This is a genomic window from Agrobacterium salinitolerans (genome assembly GCF_027498475.1).
In the GTDB taxonomy this organism is placed as follows: domain Bacteria; phylum Pseudomonadota; class Alphaproteobacteria; order Rhizobiales; family Rhizobiaceae; genus Agrobacterium; species Agrobacterium salinitolerans.
This window is the reverse complement of the sequence record NZ_JAPZLN010000002.1, coordinates 83,793-108,760: the sequence shown is the minus strand read 5'-3', so window position 1 is coordinate 108,760 and position 24,968 is coordinate 83,793. Positions and strand designations below refer to the sequence as shown.

At 59.3% G+C, this 24,968-nt stretch carries 22 protein-coding genes; 14 read left to right on the top strand and 8 right to left on the bottom strand.

What is annotated here, in order from left to right:
- The first annotated feature begins 22 nt into the window (after window positions 1–22).
- The 4 genes from O9X91_RS09280 (at window position 23) to O9X91_RS09265 (ending at window position 5,855) form a co-directional block, all read left to right on the top strand.
- Window positions 23–2,284 carry a polysaccharide biosynthesis tyrosine autokinase gene (locus O9X91_RS09280; protein WP_269833706.1) on the top strand — a complete coding sequence of 754 codons (2,262 nt, stop codon included), beginning with the start codon at window positions 23–25 and terminating at the stop codon, window positions 2,282–2,284.
- Window positions 2,271–2,948 (top strand): hypothetical protein, encoded by a 678-nt coding sequence (locus tag O9X91_RS09275; RefSeq protein ID WP_077985181.1) that lies wholly within the window; start codon window positions 2,271–2,273, stop codon window positions 2,946–2,948. Before O9X91_RS09280 ends, O9X91_RS09275 begins: the two co-directional genes overlap by 14 nt.
- A 79-nt stretch (window positions 2,949–3,027) precedes the next feature.
- Window positions 3,028–4,599, top strand: coding sequence for an O-antigen ligase family protein (locus O9X91_RS09270; protein ID WP_142912054.1), 1,572 nt, complete (start codon window positions 3,028–3,030; stop codon window positions 4,597–4,599).
- 56 nt (window positions 4,600–4,655) lie between these two features.
- Window positions 4,656–5,855 carry a glycosyltransferase family 4 protein gene (locus tag O9X91_RS09265; RefSeq protein WP_269833705.1) on the top strand — a complete coding sequence of 400 codons (1,200 nt, stop codon included), beginning with the start codon at window positions 4,656–4,658 and terminating at the stop codon, window positions 5,853–5,855.
- A 21-nt stretch (window positions 5,856–5,876) separates the two neighbouring features.
- Here O9X91_RS09265 and O9X91_RS09260 read toward each other — a convergent pair whose 3' ends face one another.
- Together O9X91_RS09260 and O9X91_RS09255 are read right to left on the bottom strand one after the other, a co-directional pair.
- Window positions 5,877–6,977 (bottom strand): glycosyltransferase family 4 protein, encoded by a 1,101-nt coding sequence (locus O9X91_RS09260; protein WP_269833704.1) that lies wholly within the window; start codon window positions 6,975–6,977, stop codon window positions 5,877–5,879.
- A 55-nt stretch (window positions 6,978–7,032) separates the two neighbouring features.
- Window positions 7,033–8,181, bottom strand: a complete 1,149-nt coding sequence (locus tag O9X91_RS09255) for a glycosyltransferase family 4 protein (RefSeq protein ID WP_191216716.1) — start codon at window positions 8,179–8,181, stop codon at window positions 7,033–7,035.
- Window positions 8,182–8,594: 413 nt separating this feature from the next.
- Here O9X91_RS09255 and O9X91_RS09250 point away from each other — a divergent pair, with 413 nt between their 5' ends.
- Both O9X91_RS09250 and O9X91_RS09245 read left to right on the top strand, forming a co-directional pair.
- Window positions 8,595–9,932 (top strand): SGNH/GDSL hydrolase family protein, encoded by a 1,338-nt coding sequence (locus tag O9X91_RS09250; RefSeq protein WP_269833703.1) that lies wholly within the window; start codon window positions 8,595–8,597, stop codon window positions 9,930–9,932.
- 130 nt (window positions 9,933–10,062) lie between these two features.
- Window positions 10,063–11,481 (top strand): O-antigen ligase family protein, encoded by a 1,419-nt coding sequence (locus O9X91_RS09245; protein WP_269826384.1) that lies wholly within the window; start codon window positions 10,063–10,065, stop codon window positions 11,479–11,481.
- 9 nt (window positions 11,482–11,490) lie between these two features.
- On the opposite strand, the gene greA is transcribed toward O9X91_RS09245, so the two are convergent.
- On the bottom strand, window positions 11,491–11,973 hold the full coding sequence (gene greA / locus O9X91_RS09240; RefSeq protein ID WP_269833702.1) for a transcription elongation factor GreA: 483 nt from the start codon (window positions 11,971–11,973) through the stop codon (window positions 11,491–11,493).
- 251 nt (window positions 11,974–12,224) lie between these two features.
- Between greA and eglC the strand changes: the two genes are divergently transcribed.
- A complete protein-coding gene (eglC, locus tag O9X91_RS09235; protein WP_269833701.1) occupies window positions 12,225–13,622 on the top strand; it encodes an endo-1,3-1,4-beta-glycanase EglC in 1,398 nt (465 codons plus the stop codon).
- 77 nt (window positions 13,623–13,699) lie between these two features.
- Here the strand turns inward: eglC and O9X91_RS09230 are convergent, their stop codons facing one another.
- The 3 genes from O9X91_RS09230 to O9X91_RS09220 form a co-directional block, all read right to left on the bottom strand.
- Window positions 13,700–14,614, bottom strand: coding sequence for a TIM barrel protein (locus O9X91_RS09230; RefSeq protein WP_165691348.1), 915 nt, complete (start codon window positions 14,612–14,614; stop codon window positions 13,700–13,702).
- Between the two features lie 424 nt (window positions 14,615–15,038).
- On the bottom strand, window positions 15,039–15,410 hold the full coding sequence (locus O9X91_RS09225; protein WP_244614222.1) for a hypothetical protein: 372 nt from the start codon (window positions 15,408–15,410) through the stop codon (window positions 15,039–15,041).
- Window positions 15,411–15,500: 90 nt separating this feature from the next.
- Window positions 15,501–15,992, bottom strand: a complete 492-nt coding sequence (locus tag O9X91_RS09220) for a hypothetical protein (RefSeq protein ID WP_077985189.1) — start codon at window positions 15,990–15,992, stop codon at window positions 15,501–15,503.
- 172 nt (window positions 15,993–16,164) lie between these two features.
- Between O9X91_RS09220 and O9X91_RS09215 the strand changes: the two genes are divergently transcribed.
- From O9X91_RS09215 to O9X91_RS09185, 7 genes are all read left to right on the top strand, one after another.
- The gene (locus O9X91_RS09215; protein ID WP_162520347.1) at window positions 16,165–18,117 is read left to right on the top strand and encodes an AfsR/SARP family transcriptional regulator; all 1,953 of its coding nucleotides are present in this window, start codon (window positions 16,165–16,167) and stop codon (window positions 18,115–18,117) included.
- An 8-nt stretch (window positions 18,118–18,125) separates the two neighbouring features.
- A complete protein-coding gene (locus tag O9X91_RS09210; protein WP_077985190.1) occupies window positions 18,126–18,554 on the top strand; it encodes a hypothetical protein in 429 nt (142 codons plus the stop codon).
- Between the two features lie 37 nt (window positions 18,555–18,591).
- A complete protein-coding gene (locus tag O9X91_RS09205; protein WP_269823578.1) occupies window positions 18,592–19,791 on the top strand; it encodes a YcaO-like family protein in 1,200 nt (399 codons plus the stop codon).
- Complete coding sequence (locus O9X91_RS09200; RefSeq protein WP_269833700.1) at window positions 19,788–20,501, top strand: TfuA-like protein; 714 nt, start codon at window positions 19,788–19,790, stop codon at window positions 20,499–20,501. Before O9X91_RS09205 ends, O9X91_RS09200 begins: the two co-directional genes overlap by 4 nt.
- The gene (locus O9X91_RS09195; RefSeq protein ID WP_269833699.1) at window positions 20,498–21,643 is read left to right on the top strand and encodes a hypothetical protein; all 1,146 of its coding nucleotides are present in this window, start codon (window positions 20,498–20,500) and stop codon (window positions 21,641–21,643) included. The genes O9X91_RS09200 and O9X91_RS09195 overlap by 4 nt, the downstream gene beginning before the upstream one ends.
- A gap of 126 nt (window positions 21,644–21,769) precedes the next feature.
- Window positions 21,770–22,207: a helix-turn-helix domain-containing protein gene (locus tag O9X91_RS09190; protein ID WP_077985193.1), complete on the top strand. Its 438-nt coding sequence runs from the start codon at window positions 21,770–21,772 to the stop codon at window positions 22,205–22,207.
- Window positions 22,208–22,301: 94 nt separating this feature from the next.
- Window positions 22,302–22,535 carry a hypothetical protein gene (locus O9X91_RS09185; protein WP_162520348.1) on the top strand — a complete coding sequence of 78 codons (234 nt, stop codon included), beginning with the start codon at window positions 22,302–22,304 and terminating at the stop codon, window positions 22,533–22,535.
- Window positions 22,536–22,722: 187 nt separating this feature from the next.
- On the opposite strand, the gene O9X91_RS09180 is transcribed toward O9X91_RS09185, so the two are convergent.
- Window positions 22,723–23,505, bottom strand: a complete 783-nt coding sequence (locus O9X91_RS09180; RefSeq protein ID WP_077985195.1) for an ATP-binding cassette domain-containing protein — start codon at window positions 23,503–23,505, stop codon at window positions 22,723–22,725.
- Between the two features lie 18 nt (window positions 23,506–23,523).
- Window positions 23,524–24,837: a sugar ABC transporter permease gene (locus O9X91_RS09175; RefSeq protein WP_077985331.1), complete on the bottom strand. Its 1,314-nt coding sequence runs from the start codon at window positions 24,835–24,837 to the stop codon at window positions 23,524–23,526.
- Window positions 24,838–24,968 lie beyond the last annotated feature (131 nt).

Genomic DNA, 24,968 nt, shown 5'->3' with positions numbered 1-24,968 from the left:
GCAAAGGCACGATCCCCTGACGATGGCTGACTACGATAAAGGCGGGCTGACGTCCGAGTTTATCGATATCGACGCCGTTCTTGCAATGATCCGCCGACAATGGCGCATCGTGCTTGCCGCGGTCGCAGTCGCCGGGGCAATCGGCCTCGCTTTTGCGGCAACGGCCGTTCCGATCTATTCGGCGACGGCGACGCTGCTGATCGACCGCAATAACAGCCAGATTGTCGAACAGCTTTCGACGATTGGCGGCGTCATAGAGGATGAAGCTTCCATTCTCAGCCAGGTCGAGGTTCTGCAATCGGAAACCATCGGGCTTGCCGTCGTCGATAGTCTCAACCTCACCGAAAACCAGGAATTCAGGGCAACACGCGCATCACTTCTAGGCTCGATATTCGGCACCATCCGCTCACTCGTCAATGTTTCCCAATGGTTCTCGCCAGCGAAGAAAAAAGAGGCGGTGGTTGACGATGGAACCCTGAAGAGAGCGCTGTCGGACCAGCTGCTCAACGGCCTCAGTGTCAAGCGCATCGGCCGGACCTACGCGCTGGAACTCACCTATAATTCGACATCGCCGGTTCTCGCCGCGCAGATCGTCAATGCCGTGGCCTCGGCCTATCTGCTGGACAAGCTGAATTCCAAATACGAGGCGACGAGACGCGCCAGCGACTGGTTGTCCGACCGTATTGCGGAGCTGCGCCAGCGGGCGCTCGAAACCGATCTGGCCGTGCAGAAGTTTCGCGCCGAACATAATCTGATCTCGACCGGCGTTAACGGCCTGCTCTCCGATCAGCAGCTGGCGGAATCCAACAGCGCGCTGATCCTGGCGCAGTCGGAAACGGCCAGGGCGCGGGCGCGGGTGCAACGCATCGAACATATTCTCGCCACCGACGATGTCGATGCGGTCGTTACCGATATTCTCGACAGCTCGGTCGCCAACGATCTGCGCAAAAAATATCTCGAAGCCTCCAAGACTGAGGCGGAAATTACCAGCAGGCTCGGCAGCAACCACATTCAGGCGGTGCGTCTGCGCAATGAAATGCAGGAATACCGCCGGCTGATGTTCCAGGAAATCAGCCGCATCGCGCAAAGTTACAAAAGCGATCTGGAAGTCTCGGAAGCGAGGGAAAAGTCGCTCGCCGAAAGTGTCGCCAAGGCGACCGACATCAGCAACTCCGCCAGCGAGACACAGGTTCAGCTGCGCGAATTGCAGCGTGAAGCCGAAACCTACAAGAACATGTACCAGACCTTCCTGCAGCGATATCAGGAAGCGATGCAGCAGCAATCCTTCCCCGTGACGGAGGCGCGGGTGATTTCCAAGGCGATGCCGCCCAGAATCCCGAGCAAGCCGAACAAAACCATGATTTTGGCGCTGTTCATGATCATGGGCGCCGCAGCAGGCGGCGGCATTGCCGTGTTCCGCGAATTCCGGGATCGTTTTTTCCGCACCGGGGAACAGGTCCGTGATGTTCTTGGGCTGGAATTCCTCGGCAATACCCCGCTCATCCAGAACAACAAGGCCATAATAGAAGATCAGGAAGGCGGCCATCCGGCCCTGACGCGCCCCACCAGCGTTGCGCGCTATGCGGTCGACCATCCGCTCTCCTCTTTCGCCGAAACCCTGCGCAGCACCAGGCTTGCCATCGATCTCGGCGTTCCCGCCAAAAGCGGGGCCCGTATTGTCGGCGTCGTCTCGGCCTTACCGAGCGAAGGGAAATCCACGATCTCCATCAACCTTGCGCAGCTGCTCGCCGGGCAGGGTGCGCGGGTCCTCTTGCTGGACGCCGACATTCGCAATCCCGGCGCAACGCGCGCCATGGCGCGTCACGCGAGTGAGGGCCTGCTCGAAGTCCTGCTGGAAGGCCGCAGCGTGCAGGACGTGCTGCTTCATGACGAAAAGACGCGTCTCGCTTTCCTGCCCACGGTGGTCAAACAGCGTGTCCCTCATTCTTCCGAACTGCTGACCTCGGCGCAAATGCACAAGCTGCTGGCCGAAGCGAGCACGGCTTTCGACTATATCATCGTCGACCTGCCGCCGCTCGGGCCGGTGGTCGACGCCCGCGCCATGGCGGGCCGGATCGACGGTTTCATCTTCGTCACGGAATGGGGCAGAACCGCCCGCCGGGCGGTGCGGAACACGGTGGAGAATGAGGTTCATATCCGCAAGAAGTGCCTCGGGGTCATCCTCAACAAGGTGGACACCGAAAAGCTGAAGCTTTACCGCGCCTATGGTTCAAGCGAATATTATCATTCGCGCTATACACGATATTACCATGATCAGGCGTAACGGCGTGACCCGCCTGCGGAAAGCCCTCGCGGTCGTACCGGTTCTCGTCATTTCCATCTTTGTCCTGTCCGTCGCCGCCCAGGCCTTTTCGCAAAGCCGGCGTTTTTCCGATATTGTCGCATTGGCGCGGATCGCCGACGACAATAATGGCCTTGCGCCTGATCTCCTTGCGGAAACAATCCCTGAACTTCAGCCCATCGTCACCGAAAAAATCTGCCGTTCGGATATCGTCAAAGCCGGTCTAAGGCTCGTTCTGGCCGATCTCGATGCGAATGGCGTCGATCCGGCATCCGATTCCGGCGCGGCGCGTCTCGGTTTTGCCGAGACCTTTATTCGCCATTCGCTCTTTTGTTTTCCCGCAAATGGCGATGTCTGGCTGCGTCTTGCCATGGTTCGCTCGCTGCGCAACGCCTCACCCATGGAAGTCACCGTGCTGATGAACTTCTCCCAGCTCTACGGGCCTGCCGATGCCAATCTGATCCGTGGGCGTTTCGTGATGTGGCGGCAATTTCCGAAGAACACCTTGCCCGAGGCCGAGGCGGCCCGCGAGGCGGATACGGCCGTCGTCTGCGGCAAACAGGGGGAAATCCTGCGATGGACCCTGGCGGAGGTTTGTCCAAAGCCAGTACCAGCGGACACAAGACGCCCCGCGCCGCCGTCATGATCTGAAACGATGAAGCGGCTGAGCCTCGTCGATATTCGCGGCATAGCTACCACAAACAATTCCGACAAAGCCCAAAGATATGTCGCTCACCGAATCCCGATCAGAACCGCTCCCCTCCTTGCAGACCCCACCGGTGGCGGTTCGGGACTATGTCCGGCCGGTCGCAATAATCGCGTTCTGGGCAATATTTCTGTTGGCGCTTCTCAACCGCGGCGCAACGGAAATCGAAAGCCGCATCGTTGTCACGATGGCGATCTATCTCCTGCTGGCGCCGGCAATCCTGCTGTTCGGGCCGCCAAAGGGCGGTGCAAGCAAAGTACTTACGGCGGCCTGTCTTTTATTGGGAGCGCTTATCGTTCAGGTGCTGTTGCAAGCCTCCTCCATGCCTGGCATCGCGCGCCCCAACCCGGCATGGTCCATCGCCGCCATGTTCATGCAGAATGCGCCAGCCGCCACAATCTCCCTGACACCGGCGGATGACCGGATCGGCCTCATGAGCGCCGCCCTGCCCTTCGGCGTCTTCATGACGGGCCTCGTGATTTTCGATAGCGACGAGCGCGCGGCGAAGACGCTACGATGGTTCGCAATCGCCGGTGGCTGGCTCGCGCTGTTTTCCATCGTGCAATTCGTGCTTTTCCCGGAAGCTCTCGGCTTCATCCAGAAGCGTTTCTATCTCGGCAGCCTCACCGGCCTTTTTGTCAATCGCAATACCGCCGCAACCTTTTTCGGCCTCATCCTTATCACGCTCGCCGCATTGTTACATAAAAGCCTCCTCGCTCCGGATTGGGTCAGGGTAAAGGCGCTCGTGGCAAATCGCCTGACCGTGCCGGTGGAGCAAAAACAGCTCATCCGCAGGGCCGCATTTCTCGGTGTCCTCGCAGGCTTTTGTTTCATCGCATTGATGTTGACGGGATCGCGTGCGGGGATCGGCTCAAGCCTCGCAGCGCTGATTTTACTGATCCTGCTGATTGTGTTCAACTCTCCGGCCAGAACCGGGCGCAATGGGGCCTCCAGCCGGCGCAGGCAGCGCGGAACGAGACGTCGCGCCGCGCTGCTGATTGCCGTCGCCATCGCCCTCTTCGCGCTTTTCGCCAACCGGGTGGCGCTTCGCATGGAAATGCGTTTGGAAGACGATATGCGCTTTTGCTACATGCCGGGCATCGCACGCGTCATCGCCGACAACTGGCCACAGGGATCAGGTCTGGCAAGCTTTACGGAAATCTATGCGCCCTATCATGTGGCGCGATGCGGGGTGGACGCCGTCGTCACCCATGCCCACAATGTCTACGCCGAGGGATTGCTGACACTCGGTGCAGCCTTCCCGTTTTATCTCGCTTTTTTTGTGCTCATCCAACTGGTGATTTTCATTCGCGGGGCGCTGAAACGCAGAAATTATCGTTATGCCTCTCATCTCGGCCTTGCCGCACTGCTGCTCGTCCTGCTGCATTCAACGCTTGATTTTTCGCTGCAAGTTCCAGGCTTTGCCATGGCCTATGCCGTTTTCCTCGCCCCGGTCGTCACGCTTTGCCTGAACCCGCCCGGAATGGAGCGGGAAGGCCGCAAAAGGCGCAGACAATTTCCAGACGATGCTGCAATGCCGGCGCCGGACCGTTCAGGTCCGACAGTACAAACGCCGCTTCGTCTGCAATAACGGATTTAATGAATGCAAAATAGGCTTAGTGACCTTAAAGGCGCAGGAAATTGAGCATGCGGATATTGCAGATAACCTCGCTATTTTCTCCGGATCGGGTGGGCGGTGCGGAAATATTCGTGGAAGACCTTGCGCGTGGACTTGCGGATAAGGGGCACACGGTCGCGGTGGCCGCCATCTCGCGTGAAGAGCAGGCAGGGGAACAACGCGATGGTTTCACCATTCACCGCCTCGGGCATACCACGCCGTTCTTTATCGGCGACTGGGGGCAGCAACCGGAATGGAAGCGAAAATATTATAAGATCGCTGTGCAACTGGACCCGCGCCTCGTTCGCCGGCTTGCGCGTGTCATCGATGATTTCCGGCCGGACGTGGTCAATACCCATTCGCTATCGGAACTGACGCCGCTGATCTGGCCGATGATCCGCAAGCGTGGCGTTCCACTGGTTCATTCGCTGCATGATTTCACGAGCATGTGCACCAATGGCTCCCTGTTTCATGACGGGCATATCTGCGACGGCGGCAGCAAAAAATGCGGTGCGTTTTCTTACCTCCACCGGCGTTGCCAATGCGCGGTCGATGCTGTCGCCGGCGTTGGTCGCGATATCGTCGAACGCCACATCCGGGCCGGTTTTTTCACCCATATACGGGAAAACCGCCGCACGGTGATCTGGAACGCCATCTCACCGCCAGATTCGCCGGAACCGCGCATTGCCCGCACACCCGGCAACCCTCTGGTTTTCGGCTATCTCGGCCGCATCGAAGCACCGAAAGGGGCTGACTTGCTGATAGAAGCGTTGCGGCTTTTGCCGCCGCAGGGCTGGCGCGCGGTCATGGCAGGGCGCGCGCCGGAAGGTATCGAGATCTATCAACAAAAGGCAGCCGGCCTACCGGTCGAATTTCCGGGCTATGTGGAGGCCGATCATTTCTTCGCCGGCATAGATTGCCTCATCGTACCGCCCCTATGGCCGGAGGCCTTTGGCCGCACCGTCGCTGAAGCCATTCTGCGCGGCGTACCCGTCATCGGCGCAAATCTTGCGGGTGTCGCCGAACAGATCGGCGCGGACAGGCCGGAACGCCTGTTCGCCCCGGGCAATGCCACCGAACTGGCCGCACGCTTGGCGGAGGCGATACGCAATCCCGCCATGCTTGCGGAAACGCTTGAGACCCGGGAACGAATTCGCCAAGGCGTTGAGCCACGTGGGGTCGTCGCGGCCTATGAAAAGCTCTATGCGGATGTGTGCGAAACCGCATGATCGTGACGACGGCGTCCCTCCTCAGGCGGCGGCTCCTTGCTTGAAAAGTTGCACGTAGCTCTCCGCAGCCTTCTGCCACGAATATGATTTGCGGTTTTCATAACCCGCCTGACGGAGATTTTCTGCCAGCTCCGGATTATCCAAAAGTCGCTCAAGCGCGATGACGAGGCTTTGAGCATCCGACGGATCGAAAGTCAGGGCGCCTTCGCCGGCAATCTCCGGTGTTGCCGAACGATTGGAGCAGACGACCGGGCATCCTAGCTGCTGCGCCTCCAGCACCGGCAGACAGAAGCCTTCATAGGTGGAGGGGACGCAAAGGCAGGCTGCGTGACGGTAAAGTTCGGCCAGTTGCCGGTCATCTATGCCGGAAAGCCGGATCAGCCGGGCCTGCAACTGCGGATCGTCCAGCGCGCCGGCGATTTCCTCCGCCTCGTCACGGCCAACATGCACGATGCGCAAATCCGGCCATTTTTTGCCTAGTATGGCAAAGGCTTTGCCCAGGAGAGCGAAATTCTTATTGGACGTCGCGTTTCCGACCGCCAGTATGTAGCGTCCGGGAACAGGCGGCGCCGTGTCGAAAGCCCCGGGATCGACATTCAGCGTGCTGTCGGAATGAATGGTGATGCTCTTACCGACAGCGGCGGGATAGAAACGCCCGAGGTCCTTCCGCGTCGCTTCGGATACGCAGACGATCCGATCCGAACCGGCCATCATCAGCTTGAAGATGAAATCAGTCGTCAGGGTCGCCCGCCAGCCGATCTGTTCCGGAATGGTTTTGAAATAAAGATCATGAACAAGTGTGAGACGCCGTTTGCCGCCGAGGGGACTTCCGAAAGGATCGGCATTAAAAAGCACATCGATGCCATGCCGGCGGCAGAGCGCGGGCAGCGTCACCGCCTGACGCACCACATCGAAAACCATGACGCGCGGCCGTGGGGTCTCGATGAGCTGCAACCGGCTGTCGCGCAGGTTTTCAGGCAGTTGCGCCCGCATCCAGGGAGAGCGCAGAACATAGTCATCGGTCGTCTGTTCCAGCAGCCGCTCCAGCAGACTGAAGGTCACGCGGGCCACACCGGAGGCCTTGCCGCCATATTGGCTCGGCATGTTTATGAGAATGCGCATCCTGGCCCTTCCGCCTGCCGGCATTGCCTGTTCCTGTCGATCGCCGCGCGAAACCTCACGCCGCCTCCGTCAGCAGCGCTGAAACGGAGCGGCAGGTTTCCTCCAGTGAGAAACGCTGGCTCACATCCTCCCGCCCCTTTCGCGCCAGCCTTTCCGCCAGAGCCGGTTGCGACAGTATGCGGCCGATCGCCGCTGCCAGCGCCGACGCATTCCCCGGCGGCACAAGAAGGCCGGTTTCGCCGTCACGGATGATTTCGGTAACACCGCCGCCGCGCGTGGCGACAACCGGACGCCCGCACATCATCGCCTCCACCACCACCCGGCCGAAGGGCTCGGCAACAATCGAGGTATGAGCAACCACATCCATCGCCGCCATCAATTCCGGCACATCCGGGCGGAAACCGAGGAAACGGACGCGGCCGTCGAGACCGAGACGGGACGCCTGTTCGCGGATTCGCGCTTCATACGCTTCCTGCCCGAAAAGCGCACCGCCGACGATGACCGCCTGCACGCCCTCCATCGCCGCAATCGCGTCCAGAAACACATGTTGTCCCTTCCATTCGCTCAGCCGGCCAAAAAGGCCGACAAGCGGTTGCGGACCAAGGCCCAGTTCCGCACGCAGCCGCGCGGCCGCGCCGGGCTCATAAATCCTTGCTTTCGCGGGGTCGAAGCCGTTGTAGACGATGCGAACCTTATCCGCCTCGCCGCCGGCCTCGATGAAAGCGCGGCCCGTCTCCTCGGAGTTGACAGCAACCAGCCTGGCGAAAAGGCGCGCAAATGCCAGCGAGGCCCGGCGATTGGCGGCGCTGAAAGCGGGATCGGTGACAATATCGTGTAAAATCCAGACGAGCGGCCGACGGCTGAACGTCGCGGCCAGCGCACAGACAAAAAGCGCCTTTTGCGAGTTGGCGCAGATCACATCATAGCGCCTCGCCTCCCGGCTCAATTGCCAGGCAACCGCCACCACGTCGGCCGCTCCGCGCAACAGCGCGCCGAAAGACGCATCGCGGCGTATAGACAGCATTTTTTTTCCAGCGGACAGCATGACCGGAGTCCGCCCCGCATCAATGAGATCATCTGCGGCCGCACCGCCACTGAGAAAACAGGCGCGCCAGGAGTGCGGGCCCGCCTTGACGAGGTCCGTCAGAAAAAGTTCGGCGCCACCCTTCTCTCCGGTATGGCTGACGAAAAGAGCCGATGTCATGGCGTCTCCCCCGCCGGATGGGAGGACTCATGACGCATCCGCCTGTAATTGCGGGCACGAACTGACGACCGGCAAAAACAACGAACCTGCCCGAAAGCAACAGGAATATCCTCACCGAAATCTGCGCAAAAACGCATAACGATAGTTAAAAACAACTGAATCAAAGCCCATTTTATTAATAAAATTCAATAATACCAATAGTAATTAGAATAATATTCTATTTCTATATTTCGAGCCAAATCAAAGAAAAATTTACGACGCTCTTTTTCATGCGCTGTTTTCTGTTTCGCCCCCCGCATTTTTCCCCGGGTCTCGCAGCGGGATTATTCTAAGGCCAGACCAGGAGAGCGAACAATGACACCGCCCGGATACAACATATGCATATATATGGCGCGAACGGAAGAGGTGGCCGCATGATCGGCTTAACGCTCGGCATAGGTTCCCGAAACATGGGCGACGCCGGTCTTTCCCTGACCGCGTTCTCGCCCTTGCGGGCCCGTCTGGCGGCCGGCCAGAATGCCGCGATCTTCGTGAACGGCGACAGCACCGCCCATGCCGAAGCCGGACCATTTCAGCAATTTGCGATGATGCTCGGCGATCTGCACGATACGACTGTTGTGTTATACCGCTGGGCGGAATGGGAGACGAGCGCCGCCACCGGACCAAAAACCTATGCGGCCCCGGTTACGCTGCGCGCCGGCAAGGGGGCGACGCTGACGCTCTATCTTGCGACGCTGCCCGGCGGCATGGCGGGGTACATGCTTGCGGAACAGCGCTCGGCAGCGCTGGAGATTCCCCGTCCCGACCTCTGCATCATGCATCATGGCCACAATATGCAAACTTTCGAAATGCCGGGCAGCATTTTGAGCTCCGGACGAGCCGCGCTGCTCGGACCACTGGGAATGACCGAATGGAAATGGCCAAATGCTCCTCAACTCATCACCACGCAGAACCCGTGGCGTGATGGCACGGGTTACGACAAGGTCTATCAGGCGATCCTCGACCTGGCCCGCTCCCATCCGAATCTCACGCTGGTGGATACGCATGCCGTATTTATGGCGAAGGGCAAGGACGCCGCCCTTTATCGGGACAATATTCACCCCAACGAGGCGGGTTCCTGCCTGGTAGCCCAGGCCCTGCTCGATTCCTATCTGAGGTCGGCACGCGATAACAGCTTCCAGACACCTTGCTGGCCAAGGCTGCCCGCCGCCAATCTCATCGGCAATGGTGATTTCACCGATTGGACTGGTTCCGTCCCGACGGGCTGGGGCATGACTTCGCCAGGTTCCGCCACCCAAACCACCGAAATCATCTTCTCCCCGTCCTTTGCAAGCAGCCTCGCCCTCTATGCAAATGGCAGCCAGACGGCAGGGCTCACACGTTATTTCCGCAATGCGGAGGCCGTCGCGATGATCGGCAGGACCGTTTCCTTCGCCGTTCTTTATAAAAACAACGGAAAGCAGCGTCTGCCCTACATAACGCTGGTTGCAAAAAGCGGCGGCGCAGTCCGGACGATCGTTTGCTCCGCCCTGCAATTTGGAGGGGCCAACATCGCCGGCAATAGCGGCTGGATGTGGGCGATCGCCAACGGGATTGCCATAGACCCCGACATCAACCCGTCGGGGTATGCTCTTTATTTGCGAATCCTTCCGGCATTCGGCACCGGCGCGCCCGGCTCGAATGAGCCACTTCATATTCAGCGCATCGTCGCCGTCGAAGGGGATTTGCCGAAAGGCAATCTGATCTCATGACGAAACGATAAAATGTCTTGCGTGGCGGCGCCATCCAGCCCACTAATAGTCGTTATATTATATTCATTGCCAGGCGGTAGAGCTCTCCTATGGACAGTTGAAATCCGCTCACAAAAGATAGAGACTGCTGATGAGAAGACCAGCAAATCATGCGGCGTCGCGCCAGCCCTCTATACCGGGTTTTGTTTTGGCAATGCCGTTTTACCCGTCAAAAACGATCAATATTCCCGGCGTCTGTCTCGCGATATTCGTATTTTCCATCGGTTTCTTCATTCAATGCAATGTGTTGACCAGCAATCTCGGCCTGCGTTTCCTCAATATTACCGACATGCTGGTGCTGATGACGCTGCCCGTCCTCGCCCTGCTTTACATTCGCTGCCTGACGCTGTCGATTATCCTGTTTTATCTTGTTCCGCTGACGATGCTGTTTGTCCTCACGACGCTGTTTGCCGACGCGCGCGGCGATGGCGAGTTTTATACAACGGCGATGACCTATTTTTATGCGGTCTATTTTCTGTTCTTTGCCTATATGCTGTTCAAGGAAAACCTCCTCGAACTGTTCTGCTGGGGCATATTTGCGGGGTTCATAGCGGTGACGATCCTGCTTTTCCTGGACACCGTCATCCATGACCAGCTCGCCTCGCTCGGATTGTCCTTCATGTTCGATGAGGCAGGCGTCCTGGAGCTTGCGGCGAAAGGTGAGATAACCCCGCTGCTTTTGCGCGTCGAAAAGGCAGGGGGAATCTGGCCCGTCGGCAATACAGCTGGACCGGCCTTCGCGCTGGCCGGAGCAGCGGCGGCCTATGTCGCCGAACGCCACAAACGCCCCGCACTGTTTGCCGTGTTTCTGCTCGTATATCTCGCCAGCTTCACCCTCACGCTCAACCGCTCGGGGGTGTTTGCCGTCCTCGCTATCGGGCTCTATTTCTACGTTCGGAATTTTTCGATCAAAATGCTGCTCAGCACCTATTTCGGGTTTGCCTTGTGCGCGCTCGTCATCGCCGCCGTTTTGCCGCTCGGTGCTTTCGACTTTGCGGAACAGGCCTTTACGAAACGTTTTCTTGAGGACAGCAACAGCAGCAACAATTTGCATGAGCGGTGGGAGACGATCACCGGCGGTTTTCAGGTCATGTTCCAGCATCCTGTGGGCATAGGGTTTACCGCGCGATACGAAGAACTTGCGCGGATATCGAGGATCGGCACACCACATAATGGTTTTATGGCCACCGCCTACGCTTCCGGGTTGGGATTTTGCATCATGAGCGCCTTTGCGCTGGTTTATGTAATTTTCCGAAAACGCAAAATCGGCTTTTTCGCCTATTCAGCAATCGGCGTCATTATTGGCTATCAATTTGAAGAGCTGAATTTCAACCCCGTCTTCATGGCTCATGTGGGGCTTGGGCTTGCCTATACCGCCATTGATCTGGACTTCAGGCTTTTCCTGAGAAACACAATGATGCGGATGCTGGGAACGGCAGACAATGCGCGCAACAGGGGAGAACGAAGCCTCATCAGCGACCCGCCGGGTCTAAGGCCGCCTGTGTTCTGACGGGACGTTTCAGGCCACATCGACGATCTCGATCTCCCTCCCGCCCAAACTGACGGGATCGCCAGCCGCTTTTCCCATCAGCACCCTTGCAACCGGGGAGACATAGGACATCGTTCCCGCAGCGGGATCTGCTTCATCTTCGCCGACGATCCGGAACCGTTGCGTTCGCCCGTCATCGCGGCTGAACGTCACCAGGCTGCCGAAGACGACGACGCCGTCCGCTGGCGGATCAGGCATCAATTGCGCGGTACGGACCCGCTCGGAGAAATATCGCAGATCGCGAAGCGGGCTGGCGGAAATGCGGCGTCTTTCATTGATGTCTTCAATGGCATTAGCCGCCTCACAGGCTTCGCGCGCCAGCCGCAGCTGCTCTTCCAGGGCCTTCAGCCCGGACCGCGTTACCAAATTGGGATGAGGCGAGATTATCCGGTCCGGCAGAACGGTTTCGGCTGCGGTTTCCGCACTGTCTTCCTTGGTAAAGGCTACGCTCAATCCTGACACTCCATTCCCGATATGCCCCAATCCTGCCATCGCTCGCAGGCGCCCGCAAGAGCACGCTGCGCGGGTTCAAAACGGACACGTAACAGGCGCAAGCGGGTCAGGACAACGTGCTCGTTCAACAGCTCAATGCAACCGCAACGGAACATACCCCTCATATTTCGGCCTAACAGGGGGCTTTTTGCCCTGTTAGAGTGTGCAGCAGGAGGAGTGAGACGCCAACGCTAACGGACAGGAGACGGTTCATGGCCCGGACAGTAGTGAATGCGCTTGGAGACACACTCTATTACAGCGGCAACTCCACGGGATTTTTCTCCGCCACGGGTTCCGGCCCGCTGCTCACCGGCACGGCAGGCAATGATTCCATGTGGGGAGACAGTTCCGTCAACGTGACCATGGCCGGCGGCACGGGCGACGATATTTATTATCTCTATTCGAGCATCAATCGCGCCGCCGAAAATGCCGGGGAAGGTATCGACACCATCGATACCTGGATGAGTTACACCCTGCCCGACAATTTCGAGAATCTGCGGGTAACGGGTGACGGTCGTTATGCCTTCGGCAATTCGCTCGACAATATCATTACCGGCGGGTCGGGCAGTCAGACGATCGATGGCGGGGCCGGCAACGACGTGCTGATCGGCGGCGGCGGGGCCGACACCTTTGTTTTCACGAGCGGCAACGGCACCGATCTCATTACCGATTTCAGCGCCAACGACACGATCCGGCTCAATGGCTACGGCATCACATCTTTCGATCAGCTTGTCGGCAGCGCCACACAGCAAGGTGACGACCTGTGGCTCAATTTTTCGAATGGCGAGGCCATCGTTCTTGCTGGAACGACCGTAAACGACCTTCAGGCCGACCAGTTCGAACTCAGCCTCGACCGCTCGTCACTTACCCAGACCTTTGCCGATGAATTCGATACACTCTCGCTGCGCAGTGGCGATCAGGGTATCTGGGACGCCAAATATTGGTGGGCGCCGGAAAAGGGAAGCTCGCTGACGACGAATGGTGAGGCGCAATGGTATATCAACCCGGCCTATGCCGGCACATCGGAGGTCAATCCTTTCAGCACCAAAAACGGCGTCCTGACCATCACCGCCGAGGAGACCCCGCAGTCGATTGCCGACGAGGTCGAGGGTTATGACTATACCTCGGGGATGCTGAACACCTATTCCTCCTTCAGCCAGACCTATGGTTATTTCGAGATCCGCGCGGATATGCCGACCGACCGGGGCGCCTGGCCTGCCTTCTGGCTGCTGCCCGAAGACGGCTCCTGGCCGCCTGAACTCGATGTCATCGAAATGCGCGGCCAGAACCCCAATACGCTCATCATGTCCGCCCATTCCAACGCCACCGGTGAACAGACCTCGGTGATCAACAATGTCAGTGTACCGAGCACCGTCGGGTTTCACACTTATGGCGTGCTGTGGGATGCCGAACACATAACCTGGTATTTCGATGATGTCGCCGTGGCGCAGACGGATACGCCTGACGATATGCATGACCCCATGTACATGGTCGTCAACCTTGCCGTCGGCGGCATGGCGGGAACGCCATCGGCAGCCGATTTCAGCGACGGCTCGCAGATGATGATCGATTACATCAAGGCCTATTCGCTCTCCGACTGGGCCGCATAAATTAAAACACCGGCAGTCGCATCGGGACTGCCGGTGTTTCAAACATCAGCCTCTCGGCTCACGCCTTGTCAGGCCCATCACTCGGCCGCGAGCTGGGTGCGGGCGGCATTCAGCGAAATCAGATGCCGCGCCGTTTCAAGGCTTGCCGGCTGCTCGGCGCGATAACGGCGGCCGATTTCCATCATCAGCACAGTATTTGGCAGGAAGGAAAGTTCCGAGAAGATGTCCTGCCAGTCGATATCGCCCCAGCCGAGCGGCATGTGCAGATCGCCGATGCCGAGTGCTGTGTTTTCCTGAGGAAAATAGGGCTGATAGAAGCCCTGCGGGCGGCCGAAGGAATCATGCACATGCAGATGGCCGGCAACCGGCGCCATGGCACGAAGTTCATCGCGGAAATCGAGGCCACGATAGGTGGATTCGAGATAGGCATGGCTGAAGTCGATCAGCGCTACGAGATTGTCGTGCCCGACAGCCTTCACGGTTGCGGCCACCTCGGCCGGCGTCTGGCGATATTGGCCGGGCTCGGTGGAGAAGATGTTCTCGAGTGCGATGCGCACGCCATAGGGCCTGCAAAATTCAGCCAGTTCGAAAAGCGCGTCCCGCTCGCGGCTGTCGGCATCGGCCCGTTCGGCGATCTGGTCGGCACGCAGCGCGCCGCCATGCTGGACGAGAATGCCCGCACCGATACGGTCGCATAGAACGGCAAGCGCCTTGGCCGCGTCGATCTGGTAACGGCATGTCACCGGATCCATGAAATTCGAAGAGACGAGACCGTGCACGGTGTAACGGAAGTCGAACCGCTTCGCGAGCGCTACGAAACGGTCGGCGCGCTCCTCGATGAGCCGGCCGCCGGCGATCATGTCGAGGCTTGTTGCGGCGATTTCCACGGTATCGCAGCCGATTTCGGCAAGCGCGCGCAGATCGTGTTCGAGGGTGGCCAGTTCGCCATCATCCGAGTGGGCGTTGAAGCCGGTACCTATAAGATTGCTCACGTCGTCATCTCCAGGGTTAGAAAGGTCATGGGAGCTCGGGCGCCGTGCATGCGACGCCACTTCCAGCAGGTCCGGGCGGCCGATATTGGCGTCGTCTATCCCGGGCGGTGCGATATCGTAAGAAAGTCCAGGGTCGCCGCCGTTGTGTTGGAAAGCGAACGGGACATTGTGATCCGTTTCCGTTGAAACCGATCCCTCAATTAAGTTTCTTCATTTACAGCTTTATGACATTTCCGCTGGCAAACAGCAGGGAGCGCACGCCGCGCGCCTGGACAAGCGGCGGCATCATGAAGACTTGCGGGGGAAATTGTCGCAAGGTCCGGTTTCGGACACTCGGGTCCGCTCAAAATCGGATTGGTCGCAAATTGCGGCGATGGGTTTTCGCACCGACGGGTTAACGCTGCATGTATTCGGGCGGAAGGCGCTAACCGAGATTGTACACCATGAAATAAATCAGCCAGCAATGCGCAATGGCCAATATCGCCCAGGCCCATTTGGCGGCCCTGATATCGGCATCGACGATCCTGTTTCGAATCTCGGCCCTGCCCGACGCCTCGTCTCCGGCTCGATCGTCCACGACGACAGATGAAGATAATGTTTGCGAAACAGGTTCGCCGACAACGTAGAGCCTGTCGCCGCGCGGACGCGAATTATCCCCAACGCTCTCCGCATCGGAAAGCGTATCGTCGCTGGAAACGCAATTCACCGCCACAAGCTGCGATGATACCCCCCTGTTACGCACTTTACCTCTATTGGGCATCATAATCTTCCACACAATAAAAATAAAAATATTCACGAGTTACTTCCGGTAAAGCTGCGCTTTACCGGACATGCCGCGATAAGCGCGTCCATGCTTCCCCCGCCGACCCAAAGGCCGCCCCCGTCATCAGGCTACCGGGACCCCCGGCAGATCACGCCTGCCCGCATAAGGTTTCGCCTCCCGCTGGATCAGGAAAACGGATTTTTCCACCGGCAGCGGCTCGATTGTCCGGTAGCGCTGAAATCGCCTGGAATATTCGAATCGGATGAGCCTGTCGTCGAACTTCCCCGCCAGAACGCGATAACCGTTTACGAATTCATTGAGGATTTCCAGTTCCTCTCCCCACACCCAGCCGCCGTAGGACGTCCCCTCATTCGAACGCAGCACAATCTCGAAAAAGTGCCCGCCCGCCACCAGCGGCATACGAAAGAGAATATCGAGATTATCCTCGTCCTCGTCGTCACCCTTTTCCGCAGACAGCCTGGCATGCGCGACCTTCGCATGGACGAGCGCCGATACCGGATAGAACGGACGACCCTTGAACCACATGAATTCACTGACCGCATATCCGACATCGTCGGCACGCTGGTAAGGCTCGATACGCGGCTCGAAGGCCATGTAGCTTCCGTTGAACGCTATCACTGTCGAAAATTCCCGATGCCCGCCCGTCGCATGTCCGCTGTTTTCCACCCGTCATTCATGCTTCTGTCTGCGACAATACCCAAGCCGCGTCACACCAGCGTCAAATGGAACGCTATGATGCCTTTCAATTTCCCGGACACGTTGTTAGATGATGGTTCATGAGGGGACGAAAGTGGCTGGGAACGCTGAACTGATACCGATCCGGCTTTTTGGCACCCCGCGCTGTGATGCGGTGCGGGAGGCATTTTTTCCGTCCAAGGGCTTCGCACTGACCGCCGCCCTCATTCTTGCGCCGAACCAGTCCCTTTCCCGCCAGTACGCCGCATCGCTGCTGTGGGAAAATGTCGAGCAGAAGAGGGCTCTCGGCAATTTGCGGCAGTTGATTTTGCGCTTGCAGAAACTGCCCAATGAGGACGACGCCATCCTTCTGACCGAAGGAAACGACCTGAAGGCCGGCAGGCTGGCGCAGCGCACCGACCTTGCCCTCTTCCTTGCCGGCGCAAGGGCCGAAGACCCGATGCGGCGGCTCAATGCGCTGCTGGAATTCGGCGGCGAGTTGCTGGAGGGGCTGGAGGCCGGGCAGGACCATCTCTATCTCTGGCTGCTTTCTGAGCGCCGCCGCCTCAGGGACCTGTTCTTTTCGAGCTATACCCAGCTTCTGGAGGAATTGACGCGGTTTGGCCGCGCCAGTTCGAACGACATCTCCAGGCTTGCCGAATGCGCTTGCAAGCTCGAACCGGAACGCGAAGAAACCTACCGCGCCGCCATGGCGGCCTATGCGCGGATCGGAAATATCAGCGCCTGTGAGGGCATGCACCAGCTTCTGATGGAGCAGCTTCGTCAGGAAGGTCGTTCCCCGGAAGCGGAAACCGTGGCGCTGCGACGGCGAATACAAAGCCTGGCCGCCACGATAGCGGCCCCCGCCGAGGCGGAAGAGGGCATTCGCCGGAAATCCCAGACGAAACCGCGCATCGCATTCGTTCGTCCGGCAAGGGTCGACGGGCAGCCGGTCTCGCCGGTCATGCAGGCCTTTGTCGAGGATGTCGCCAACAGCCTTGTCCGATACCGCACCTTCACCGTGCTTTCGCCGCACAGCACCTTTGCACTGGCGCATGACCGGGCCGATGACGGCTACGCCATGCTGCGGGCGGATTACCGCATCATTTCGACCGTGTTCGACGAAACCCGCATGTCGGTTGCGCTGATCGAGGACGCCAGCGGTGAAATCGTCTGGTCGCTGGAGGCGGTCCTGACCGAACGACATATTCACGCCGCTTTCCGCCTGCTCTCCAAACAGGTGGCCGCGGCGCTTGCCCGCGAAATCGAGCGGCTTCAGGTGGAGCCCGACCGCAACCACAGCGGCGAGGCCTACCGGCAATTGCTGGAGGGCCAGCAGCTTCTGCGCGGCAAATGCGATCTGCCGCTTCTCAGAAGAGCCCGCTCGATGTTCCGCAAGGCGGTCGATCTCGACCACGGCATGGCGGTTGCCCGCGCCCGCGTGGCGCAGAGCCTGCAACTGGAATGGCTGATGCTGGGCGGCAACGACCCCCATCTCCTGCATCGCGCCAAGGCGGAAGCAGACTCCTCTGTCGAAATCGACCCCGCCCTTGGGGTGGGCCACTGGATGTGCGCGGTGGTGGCGCTCTACCAGCGGGATTTCGATGTCTCAGCCGAAAAATTCTTCGAGGCGGAGGCGTTGGCGCCCAACTCGGCCGACCTCCTGCTCCAGCATGCCGACGCGCTTGCTCATTTCGGCGATGCGGAAATCGCCTGGGAGAAATTTCAGCAGGCCATCGATCTCAATCCTCTGGCGCCCGACATCTACTGGTGGGCCGGCGCCAGCATCGCGTTCAAGCGCGAGGATTACGGCACGGCGGTGGAACTGTGCGGGCGGATGGAAAATGACGAGCCTGCGTTGCGCGTCCTGACCGCAAGCCACGCCCTGCATGGCGATCTGGCCGCCGCTCTGGAAACCGGCAACAGGCTTCAGGAAAACTATCCGGGTATGACGGCGAGGGAGATCAGCAGTCTGTCTCCGGACCGGGACCCGGTAGCGAATGAAAAATTCTATCACGCACTTCGATTAGCTGGGATTAAATAGGAGATATTATGTCCTCGCATTTCTTCATTGTCGGAAAAAAGGGTTTTGGCGTTCTCTTCATTCGCACGGCGCCGCTTCGGGTTGCGTCCGTCTCGCATGAGACGATTGCCGCGTATGAAACCAGCCATCCGGGCGTGGATGGCTATGCCCGTGTGGCCGCGGCCGCAAAGTCCATGCTCGTTCGCCAGGACGGCCAGCCGGAAGCGGAACTGGATCAGGTGCAGATCCAGGGCATCGAAGCCCTCGTCGCCGGCGGCGCCGTGGTTTCCGAAGCCGATTTCGCCTTTATCGGCGAAGTGGTCGACGCCGGCTGGGATTTCAACCGCATGGTGCAGGCGCCGATCGAAGCGGCCCTGAAGGCTGTCGGCCCGGCCGGCGCCGTCACCGGCGAGCTGTTCGACGCGATTCTTGCCGACGACAGCAACACCGCGCCCTGATCGCGGTCGCGCAGCCTTGGCCCGCGCCGATGCTCCCATATCAGCGACAGCGGCTTCAAGGCATGCCGACGCTTCGTTCTTCGATCCCGGACTGCTTCGGCGGTTCGGGATTACCCGTGTCGGTGATGTAACCGATCTCGATATTATCGGTATTCCCGTCTGGTTCGCGGCCCGGCCCAATTCGCGCGGGCTGTCGGTCTCGCAGGGCAAGGGGCTTGTCGCGGAACAGGCCCGGCTATCGGCGATCATGGAAGCGATCGAAGGTGCAGTTGCCGAAGAAACCCGCAAACATATCGCCGCCTTCAGCTCCGTTCAGCAGATGCGGGAGAAGGGAACTCCCATCATTCCCTTCGAAACCGTCGGCAGAGTTGATTGCGACGCGCTCGATCCGAGAAAAGAACGCGCCTGGGTGAAGGGAACGTCCATTCGCCGGCAACAGGAGGTTTTTGCGCCTTACGAACTTGTCGGCATGGATTTCCGCGTGGATTTCCCATGGGACCGGTGGGCCTTCCGCATGAGTTCGCAAGGGCTCGCGGCCGGGTTCAACCATGACCATGCGGTTCTCCATGCCCTGCTCGAACTCATTGAAAACGACGCCTGCTTTCTCGTCGACACTTTCGAGACGCGCGCCGTCGCACCGCAGCCGATCCTCATTCCGGCCGGCGTCGATCCTTCGTTTGACCGTCTTGTCCAACATCTGTCGGACATCGGCCTGCCGCCGTCCTTCTTCGACCTCACGAATGGGCTTGGCGTGCCGGTGGCGATGGCGAGCCTGCCCCGGTCGCTGCAGGCGCAGGATGGGCCTGCCACCCGCAGCGCCGCGGGGGCCGCTTGCCGGCCTGATATTCATGGCGCTGCGATTGCAGCGCTGCTGGAGGCGATCCAGTCGCGATTGACCGATATCAGTGGCGCGAGGGACGATCTTTCTCCTCTCCGCTACCAGCGGGATATGGTTGCGGCCGGGTCTTCGGCCGCCGGCGTGCAGCCGATGGAAAGGGCGTCGGCCAATCTCGATTTTATACATGACGCCGCGTCTTCGCCGCCATGGCGTCAACTTGCGACGCACCTGTTCGCCGGCGGCATTGAGGATATCTATGTCTTTCCACTGGAAACGGAGGTATCCGGCCTGCATGTGGTGCGGGTTCTGGCAAGCGGCCTTGCCCCGGCCGGCGGCGGCCTGCAACACATCTCGCAGCGCACTCTCGATCGCATGCTGACTGTCGGGGGCCTCGAATGAAGCCGGTGGTTTTTGCAGGCCCGTCCATCCACGGCATCGCAGGCGAATATACTGCCGGTCTCGATCTTTGCGGTCCGGCCGCCTGCGGCGATATTTTCGATGCGGTTCGGCACGGTGTCGGCACAATCGGGCTGATAGACGGGCTTTACGGCGATTGCGCCGCAGTCTGGCACAAGGAAATCCTCTATGCGCTTTCGAACGGCGTTACCGTTATCGGCGCTGCCAGCATGGGTGCGCTCAGGGCGGCGGAATGCGCCCCCTTCGGCATGATCGGCATCGGCGAGATTTTCGAGGCTTATCGGGATGGGCGGCGTGTTTCCGATGCCGATGTGGCGGTGAGCCACGCGCCGGGTGCGCTCGATTACCGCCCGCTGACGGTTGCGCTGGTAGACGCCGAGGCGACGCTTGCGGCCTGCCGCGAGACGCTTACCCCGGAGCAATATGGCGCGCTCGCGCTTGCCGCCAGCAACCTGCATTTTGCTGGCAGGACATGGCGCTCCATCGCTGCCGAAGCCGGTCTCGGCACCGCGACGGCAGATTTGCTCGCGGCCAATGCGGTTTCCGTCAAGAGAAACGATGCGACGAGGCTTCTGGCAATGCTCACGGGAGAAACATTGCCATCGCCACCGTCGCCATCATGGAAACTCCAGAATACGATGTTTTTCCAGCAATTGGCGGCAAGGCGGCCGGCAGGGAGTAAAACGTCTTGAGCGCCATCCAGCCCTTGTCTCTGATACCCGATTGCGGCGGGTTGATCCGCACGATTGCGCTTGCACTGCCCGCCTCTTTATTTGCGAAAAACAGGACCGCTGACTGTGTTTCACCGCTCATTCCAATCGGAAACCTGCTCTCGGCCCTGCCTGCAGATATCACCGCCGTTATCGTGATTGATCACGCCTGTCTCCAGTCGGCACGAGCCTGGCTCGGCAGCCTGCCAACACGCTGCAGCACGGATCTGATACCCCTTGCCGGAAACGACAGTGTTTCCCATCCATGGATACAGGACATGTTCCATGTACGTGCGGCGGATATTACGGCGGAATTCGTGCTGTTGGCAGAGAATGCCGTCGGCGCCATCCTCGCCGAATATATGGGAGCGGCGACAACCCATTCCGATGTCGCCCTGGCAGGGGGCAACCAGCTCGTCGGCCCGGATTTTCGGCTGGTGGGCCATTCCAGCCTACGGGATGACAGGGGAATCGGAAGGAATGCGCCCATCCCTTCGCAGCGGTTGCGAAAGATTGAGGCTCTCGACGGCAGCAGCATTTTCAGTTTCGGATATCGGCCGGGCGATCTCGGTCAAATTCCGGCTTCTTCCGATTTTTCCGCGATGGAAACATGCGGAGCGGAGGTTGCCGATAAAAAAATGCACCAATGCGGCTTTCACGTTGACCAGTTCGTTTCCGTCACCGGTCTGAGAAGCGGCGGCCGGCCGTTATTGCTCCTCGCCGACCCCCTCGCCCATGGCGGATGCGATGCCCGCGCCGCAACGGAGCTTAAACGAAAACTGGACGCCTCGGCGCTTTGGCTCGCGCGGCAGGGCTTTGCGATCGAGCGCAATCCCATCCCGATTTCGCCGGCCATCGACACCAACAAATGCCTGCCCAGACTTTACAACAATGTATTTCTTGAAAATGTCATACGTTCCGGTCAGAAACGGCCATTCGTCTGGATTCCGCATTTCGGCGATACCGAACCGCTTGAGGAATTCGATGCAATGAACCGAAGAATTTGGGATGGATTCGGCTTTCAAACCATCGGCGTGAGCGGATGGAGCCACCTTTCCAGCCGCAACGGTGCGTTGCGTTGTGCGACAAAAATAATAAATCGCGGCCCGGACACGCGATTATGAACAAAAAACCGTGCAATTTTGTCAATAAAGCTTCATAATACCCGTGGAAATTGTGTTGAATGTATACCTTCAACAATATTAATTGATAATCATCGGATTTAAGAACCTCAAGCGGAGGAATTTGTAATGCACGCCAAACTACCCAGCCCGATCGACGTCCATGTCGGCGCACAAATCAGAATGCGCCGCAAGTCGCTCGGCATGAGCCAGAGTGCGCTGGCCGGGCGATTGGGCATCACCTTCCAGCAGGTCCAGAAGTATGAAAAGGGCGCCAATCGTGTCGGTGCGTCCCGTCTGCAGGCCATCGCGTCGATTCTCGGCGTTGAGGTCAGTTCCCTGTTCGCCAACGCCACGCCCGATGGCGATCCGGCCAACCCGGCTCTTGGTACGATCAATGCCATGCAGACCTTCGTGGCCTCGAATGAAGGCTTTTCGCTCAACCAGGCCTTTTCGCGTATCAAGAGCGCCGCCGTGCGCAGAAGCATCGTCGCTCTCGTGACATCGCTTGCCGCCACTGAAGCGGCGGAAAACGCCGCCGCGCCGGCGGACAAAAACGGCGATTGACACAGGTGTGACGCTCGCGTGACGCTCGATGTGGTCGAAAATGAACAACGCAACATCATCGCGTTTTCATAGTGTCGACTGTCGAGAGGGAATCATGGCGGCGTCTACCACGGCTATACTTGAACAGGACAATGCGGACGAGATTCTGGCGCTCGGGCGGATGGTTTCCTATCTCTGCCAGCGCTCGAAATCTCTGGAACTGGGCATGTCGACCTATTTCCTGGAAATGGCGCTGTTGTCGCTGGCGCAGGACATAAATCAGCATGGCTTGCCGAACGCAGCTGCAGAGATGAACGGCAGCGGTTTGGCACACGCCGAACTACATTGAACAACCGCATTTAAAAGACCGCGTCTGCAATTGCGCAGAGCTGCAGACATTTTTCGTCTGCGGTTCCGGCTGGGCTGAAACACACCGGACGCACCTATTTTATAAAATTTGTTCCTAGCGTTTGTCGAGGCCCGGTTTTTACCGGGCCTCGATTTATATCAAAGGTAAAGACTGGCAAATCCTGTTGTCAGACGACGACGGCGCCCGGACCCGCCACTGCGCCCGGCGGCACCTTGCCCAGAATGATCATGCCGAGAACCTCATCCTTGGTGACATCCTCGGTCCGCGCGTGGCCGACCACTCTGCCGTTCTTCATCACGAAGACCCTGTCGGCCAGATCGAAAACATCGTGAATATCGTGGCTGATGAGGAAGATGCCGATGCCCTGCCGTTTCAGCTCCTTGACGAGATCGCCCACCTGCGCCGTTTCCTGCGGCCCGAGTGCGGCCGTCGGCTCGTCCATGATGAGGATTCGGGCATCGAACAGAATGGCGCGGGCGATGGCGACGGATTGCCGCTGGCCGCCCGACAACGCCTTCACCGGCTCCTTGAACCGCCGGAAATTGGGGTTGAGCCGCCCCATCACCTCGCGGGCCGAGGCTTCCATGGCGACATCATCGAGCGTGCCCCATTTCGTCTTCAGCTCGCGGCCGAGATAAAGATTGGCCGCCGCATCGACATTATCCGCCACCGCCAGCGTCTGGTAGATGGTCTCGATACCGTATTTCTTGGCATCGCGGGGATTGCGGATATCGGCATCCTCGCCATTGATGAGAATATCGCCGCCATCGCGCCGGTATGCGCCGGAGAGTATCTTGATAAGGGTCGATTTGCCCGCGCCGTTGTGGCCGAGAAGGGCGACCACCTCACCGGGGAAAAGATCGACAGAGGCGTTTTCCACCGCATGGATACCGCCGAAGGAAATGGAAATATTGCGCATTTCCACGAGGGGCGTGACTTGGTCCGTCATAGGAGTTCTCCTCGGTTCTTACTTGGCGCGGGCGCGGTAGATGGTGTCGAGCCAGACGGCGACGACCAGGACCACACCGACAACGATGCGCTGGAAGGGCGTATCGATGCCCACCAGCACCATGCCGGATTGCAGCGACTGCATGACGAGCGCGCCGAGCATCGCGCCCGCTACGGTTCCGACACCGCCGGCAAGCGAGGTGCCGCCGATGACGGCCGCCGCGATGGTGTAGAGCTCGTCCAGCTCGCCCTGGGCATTGGTGGCCGCGTTGAGGCGGGCGGTCGAGATGGCCGCGGCGATGGCGCACAGAACGCCCATCAGCGTGAAGATTTTCACCGTCACCCAGCGGGTCTTGATGCCGGCGAGTTCGGCTGCTTCCGGATTGCCGCCGATGGCGAAGACATAACGTCCGAAACGCAACCTTGTGGCGATGAAGGTCATGACCGCACCGACGGCAAGCGCCATCAGTACCGGAATGGCGATACCGTGCGAAATGAACAGGCCGCCTTCAGGCCAGGCGATGCCATTGGCATCGGCATAGTTGCGGGCGATGTTGATTGGCCATGGATAGCTGTTGACCACCGCCACGAAACCGATGACGACGACGCAGCCGAGAGCTGCCAGAAAATATTCCGCCCAGACGGGCCGCAGCGGAAAACCGAAGCGGCGGCGTTGGTGGCGGGAATTGAGGATTGCCGCGATGATGGCGACGCAGGCTATGATCGCAGCGATCCAGCTCCATGTCGCGCCAATCGAGCCGCTGGTGCCGCCGCCCATCAGGCGGAAGGTGGAATCCATCGGCGCCACGGTGCGGCCGCTGGTGATGAACCATGTGCCGCCGCGCCAGACCAGCAGGCCGCCAAGCGTAACGATGAAGGACGGCACGTTCAGGAAGGCGATGATGGAGCCCTGTAGCATGCCGATGGCGCCGCCGACGAGAATCCCGACCAGAAGCGTGACGATCCAGGTTGCCCAATGTTCGAAACCGAGGATTTGCGGCAGGATTTCCGCCTGTGTGACGCCCATGATCATGCCGGAGAAACCGAGGATCGACCCGACCGACAGGTCGATATTGCGGGTGACGATAACGAGCACCATGCCGGTCGCCATGACAGCCACGGACGCGGTCTGCACGGAAAGGTTCCAGAGGTTTCGCGGCGTCAGAAACAATCCGCCCGACAGGATATGAAATCCGATCCAGATCAGAAGAAGTGCACCCACCATGCCGAGCAGCCTGGTATCCAGCTCGGTGGCGTTGATGAAGCGCGTTATCGAGCCTGCTTTTTCCGTCTTTTGCGACGTTGTGGAATTGGATTGGGTCGTATCGGCCATGAACTGCCGGTGCTCCTTACATCTTAGACCGTTTTCGTTTTTCCCTGAATCGCGAAAACGCTCCAACGCTTTTTTCTGGCGCATCTCCGGACGGAAAACCGGGGCCCACTTTTCCTGGAAATGCTCTAAAA